The 4590-nt window shown below is 72.3% G+C and carries 5 protein-coding genes; 3 read left to right on the forward strand and 2 right to left on the reverse strand.

The features are described 5' to 3' along the window. A partial coding sequence (locus G6026_RS12035) for a DUF779 domain-containing protein (RefSeq protein ID WP_182613317.1) occupies positions 1 to 374 on the forward strand: 374 nt, incomplete at its 5' end. A 62-nt stretch (positions 375 to 436) separates the two neighbouring features. Further along, positions 437 to 1090 (forward strand): hypothetical protein, encoded by a 654-nt coding sequence (locus G6026_RS12040; RefSeq protein WP_107755414.1) that lies wholly within the window; start codon positions 437 to 439, stop codon positions 1088 to 1090. Here G6026_RS12040 and G6026_RS12045 read toward each other — a convergent pair. Next, complete coding sequence (locus G6026_RS12045; protein ID WP_182613318.1) at positions 1069 to 2634, reverse strand: FMN-binding glutamate synthase family protein; 1566 nt, start codon at positions 2632 to 2634, stop codon at positions 1069 to 1071. The genes G6026_RS12040 and G6026_RS12045 overlap by 22 nt on opposite strands. Before the next feature lie 114 nt (positions 2635 to 2748). On the opposite strand from G6026_RS12045, the gene G6026_RS12050 reads away from it, so the two are divergent. Beyond that, positions 2749 to 3603, forward strand: coding sequence for an acyl-ACP thioesterase domain-containing protein (locus G6026_RS12050; RefSeq protein ID WP_347238098.1), 855 nt, complete (start codon positions 2749 to 2751; stop codon positions 3601 to 3603). A 27-nt stretch (positions 3604 to 3630) separates the two neighbouring features. On the opposite strand, the gene G6026_RS12055 is transcribed toward G6026_RS12050, so the two are convergent. Beyond that, positions 3631 to 4590: glycerate kinase (locus G6026_RS12055; protein ID WP_182613320.1), on the reverse strand; the 960-nt coding region annotated here is incomplete at its 5' end.

Consider the following 4590-nt stretch of genomic DNA (forward strand, 5'->3'; position numbering starts at 1 on the left):
CGGCCGCCGAGCTCATCCGCGAGCTCGTCGGCCGGCACGGCCCGGTGATGTTCCACCAGTCGGGCGGGTGCTGCGACGGGTCGGCACCCATGTGCTATCCCGACGGGGAGTTCCGTGTGGGCCAGCGCGACGTGCTGGTGGGGGAGCTCGATCTCGGTGGGGACCGGGTGCGCGTGTGGATCTCGGGGTCGCAGTTCGAGACCTGGAAGCACACGCAGCTGGTGCTGGACGCGATCCCGGGCCGGGGGTCGGGTTTCAGCCTCGAGAACCCAACCGGGAGACGGTTCCTGTCCCGCGCCCGGACGTTCGACGCCGCCGAGCAGGAGGCGTTGGCGGCGTTCCCGCCGCGCACCGGGGCGGATCTCGAGGACTGAGATGCGCCGCCGCGGTCCCGGATTCACGCAGATGGGACGTGGTGCGGCGGTAGGATCCGACCATGGATACCGACCGTCCGGCAGCCGTTGATCCCCTCGACGCGGAGGTCGGGTTCCTCACGCCCGAACTGCGGTCCGACCTGCTCGAACGGTGGAACGAACCGCAGCGCAGATACCACAACGAGACGCACCTGCGTGCGGTGCTGCGTGCGGTGGACGCGCTGGAGGCGTACGGGGAGGCGTTCGACGGGACCGCGGTCCGACTGGCGGCCTGGTTCCACGCCGCCGTGTTCGACCCCACGGAGTCGGAGAACAACGCCAGGTCGGCCGAGTTCGCCGAGTCCGCACTCGACCCCGCCGCGCCCGTCGACGAGGTGGCGCGCCTCGTGCGGCTCATGGGCGGGCACCGGGTCGAGCCCGGGGATCTCAACGGGGCGGTCCTCTCGGACGCCGACCTCGCGGTCCTCGGGGCCGACCCGGAGACGTACGACGCCTACACGCAGGATGTCCGCCACGAGTTCGCGCACGTGCCGGGTGAGCGGTTCGTCGCCGGGCGGATCGCCGCGCTCGAGGCGCTGCTCGAGCGCGGGTCGGTCTTCCTCACCAGGGCCGGCCGCGACGCCTGGGAGAAGCAGGCGCACGCCAACCTGAACCGCGAACTCGGACTGCTCCGGGCCGGGCGGGCAGAGGCGGGTCAGAGCCCCGGGGGAGCGTAGGCGGCGCTGTGCTCGGCGGCGCCGCCGGCGGACATGAGATCGGTGATGCGCCGGATGTCCGCCGCGCCGGGAAGGCCCCAGCCCGGGCGGTATCCGTAGATCTCCGCCAGAGTCGTCGACTCCCGGGTGCCGTTGGCCAGCTCCACGTCCTCGGGCCCGATCAGCGAGGGGTGGGGCACGCCGACCGCGCCCGAGACCTTGACGAGGTCGCGCCGCAACGACCGGAGATAGGCCGCACACCGCACGGCCTTGTCCGTGGGGTCCACTCCGCGGGACAGCCACGGCTTCTGCGTGGCCACTCCGGTGGGGCAGCGATCGGTGTGGCACTTCTGGGCCTGGATGCAGCCGATGGAGAGCATGGCCTCGCGACCGACGGAGATCAGGTCCACCCCGAGTGCGAACGCGACCACCGCGTTCTCGGGGATCCCCAGCTTCCCCGAGCCCACGAACACCACGTCGTCGGTGAGACCGGCCTCAGCGAAGATCCGGTACACGCGGGAGAAGCCGAGCCGGAACGGGAGTGACACCGCGTCGGTGAAGACGAGGGGGGCGGCACCGGTGCCGCCCTCGCCCCCGTCGATGGTGATGAAGTCGACGCCGCGCTCCCGGGAGACCATCGCGGAGGCCAGCTGCTCCCAGAAGCGCAGTTCGCCGACCGCGGACTTGATCCCCACCGGCAGGCCGGTGCGTTCGGCGATCTCCTCCACCAGGTCGAGCATCGAGTCGACGTCGTGGAACGCCGTGTGCCGGGAGGGGCTCGCACACTCGCGGTCGGTGGGGATCCCGCGGATCCGCCCGATCTCCGCGGTGACCTTGGCGGCGGGCAGCAGACCGCCGAGCCCGGGTTTGGCACCCTGGCTGAGCTTGATCTCGATCGCCCTGATCGGATGCTTCTCGGCGAGGGCGACCACCGCGTCGAGGTCGAGCCTGCCGTCCGCGTCGCGGACCCCGAAGTAGGCGGTACCGATCTGGAACACCAGGTCCCCGCCCTTCTGGTGGTAGGGACTCAGCCCACCCTCACCGGTGTTCTGCAGTGCCCCCGCGAGAGCGGCACCGCGGTTGAGGGCCTCGACAGCCGGGGCCGACAGGGCGCCGTAGCTCATCCCGGAGATCCACACCAGGGACTCCGGGCGGAACGCGCGGGCCCGGCCGCGGGCGGCGCCGAGGACCTTGGCGGTGGGCAACTGGAGTTGCTCCGCGGAGTGCGCGTGGGCGGAGACCGTCACCCCGGCGAACGTGCGCGGTTTGACGACCGGGTATCCGGTGAGGAACTCGACGTCGTTGTCCGTGCCGAAACCGAACGTCGTGGCCCGCCCCTCCGCCGACTCCCGGATCCAGTCCCGTTGGTCGCGGGTGAACGGCCGTTCCTCGTCGTTGCTCGCCACGATGTACTGGCGCAGTTCCGGGCCGATCGAGCTCAGGGCCATCCGCGCGTGACCGAGGACGGGGAAGGTCCGCAGGATCGGGTACCTGGTCTGCCGCAGGTCCGAGGCCGCGAGGGCCGCCACAATCGCGACGGGGGCGCCGAGGAGCCACTTGCGCATGTCGACCTCCGGGGTGAGTGGGTGCCCCCATCATGGACCACCTGCCGCCCGACGTGCCCGCGTCGGCGCCCGCGCCCGACTCCCTGCGGCCGGGCGCCTACAGTGGCCGCACCGGTGGGGGACACCGGAATCCTGGGCGAGAGGACCACACCGATGAACCACCCGGAACAGGACGGCGACCTGCGTCCGCTCCCCCCTCCGCCCCCGGACGGGGCAGGGTTCTCCACCTCCCGCACGGTTCGGACGGGCGAGGTCGATCCCCGGCGCAGGGTGCGGCTGGACAGCATCGCCCGGTACCTCCAGGACGCGGCGGGCGACGATCTCGAGTTCACCGGTCACGTGCGGACCGACCCGTACTGGATCGTGCGGCGGACCGTCATCGACGTGATCGAACCGATCACCTGGCCGGCCACCGTTCACCTCGAGCGCTGGTGCTCGGGACTCTCCACACGGTGGGCGAACATGCGGGTGCGTCTGACAGCGGAACACCGGGCCGGCCCCGACGACCCCGGGCCCCGGCCCGACGGGCTGGTGGAGACCGAGGCGTTCTGGATCAACGTCAGCGCCGACGGGGTGCCCGCCCGGATCAGCGACGAGGGGCTCGCCTCCCTCTCGGCCGCCACAGGGATCCACCGACTCCGATGGGCCGCCATGAACGCGCCGCTGCCCACCGGCTCCGCGACACGGGATCTACCGGAAGACCGGCCCCACATCCTCCGCAGCACGGACTTCGACATTCTCCAGCACCTCAACAACGCCGCCTACCTCGACGCCGTCGAGGACGAACTGCTGGGACACCAGGACCTGCTCCGGCACCGCCACCGCGTCGTGATCGAGTACTCCCACCCGGTGGTGCCGGGCTCGTCCATGATGATCCGGCGGAGACGGTCCGCACACCGGGTGGAGATGTGGATGCTGGTCGACGACCGCGTCGTGGCGAGCGTGTCGGTCACGGGCGGGTCCGGGTGAACACCGCCCCCGGGCCGGACGCGCGCGTCAGGGCAGGATGCGCGAGACGACCTCGGCGGCAACGTCCTCCAACAGGGGGCCCGCATTGGCCATCGACCTGGCGAGGTCCGGCTCCCGTTCGGTGAGGGCGGCCGCGGCCGCGAACCCGGCCTCCGCTACCCGGTCGGCACCCAGGTCCAGCCGGCCACACACGGCCACCACGGGTACGGCGTGCGAGCGACACAGTGCCGCCACGCCCATCGGGGTCTTGCCGTGCATCGTCTGGTCGTCGAGCCGGCCCTCGCCGGTCACCACCAGGTCGGCGGCGGAGACCACGTCTTCGAGTCCGGTCAGGGTCCCGAGGACCTCGAACCCCGGGTCCAGGGACGCCTCGAGGAGCTCGCGGGCAGCGAAGCCCACGCCCCCGGCCGCCCCGGAGCCCGGCGCGTCCGGGTCCACAGCGAGTCCCTGGTCGCGCAGTACCTCGACCAGACGGGCCAGCCCCGCCTCGAGTTCCTCGATCTGACCGGCGGAGGCACCCTTCTGCGGACCGTAGACGCGGGCCGCGCCCAGCGGCCCGAGCAGGGGGTTGTCGACGTCGCAGGCGACCAGGATGCGTGAGGCGCGGACCGCGGGGTCGAGGCCGTCCAGGTCCACGCGGTCCAGGTCGACCAGAGCTCCTCCACCGTCGGGGAGTTCGGCGCCCGAGGAGTCGAGGAAGCGGGCGCCCAACGCCGAGAGCATTCCCGTGCCGCCGTCCGTGGAGGCGCTGCCCCCGATGCCGAGGTGGATGTTGCCGCGACCCGAGCGGAGCGCGGCCAGCAGCACCTCGCCCACGCCGCGGCTCGACGATTCGAGGGGCCGCATCCGGCCCCCGGGTAGGCGGAGTAGCCCACAGGCGTCGGCCATCTCCACGAAGGCGGTGTCCGGGTCGATCGCGGCGAAGGAGGTCTCGACGGCCTCGCCGGTGGGGCCGGACGCGGTCACGCGTACTTCCCGGGCGCCGCC

Source organism: Dietzia sp. DQ11-38-2 (genome assembly GCF_014145055.1).
Classification (GTDB): domain Bacteria; phylum Actinomycetota; class Actinomycetes; order Mycobacteriales; family Mycobacteriaceae; genus Dietzia.